Source organism: Acetobacter garciniae, assembly GCF_017377735.1.
Lineage (GTDB): Bacteria > Pseudomonadota > Alphaproteobacteria > Acetobacterales > Acetobacteraceae > Acetobacter > Acetobacter garciniae.
This window is the reverse complement of sequence record NZ_JAFVMH010000040.1, coordinates 1-319: the sequence shown is the minus strand read 5'-3', so window position 1 is coordinate 319 and position 319 is coordinate 1. Positions and strand designations below refer to the sequence as shown.

Sequence of the window (319 nt, the reverse complement as noted above, 5' to 3'; positions counted from 1 at the left end):
GCGTGTGGCGGCGCTCCCCCATGTCAGCAGGCCCACGGTGTCCGTATCGGCCAAGCCGGTATAGCTCCAGCCTAGCAGGCAATGGCCTCCAGCACTCCCGGGCGTCGTGTCGCCGTAGGCGCTGTTGTCGGCCTCCAGCACACACGCGCCGTCGGTCGCCTCGACCTGGTTCACGTCCGACTGGGATAGTTGCACGCCCAGGTAGACTGCCCCCATGGTCGCCATGATGAGGGCCAGACCGTTGCGGTCCTGCGGATCGGCGCTCCCCCAGAGCGGGAAGTAGGGCCCGCTCGCCAACTGGACGCCTACACGCCCGGCG

Annotated in this window: 1 pseudogene; it reads right to left on the bottom strand. The window is 69.0% G+C overall.

What is annotated here, in order from left to right:
- Positions 1-195, bottom strand: a pseudogene (locus J2D77_RS17125) (hypothetical protein); the annotation flags it as partial.
- Between the last annotated feature and the right edge of the window lie 124 nt (positions 196-319).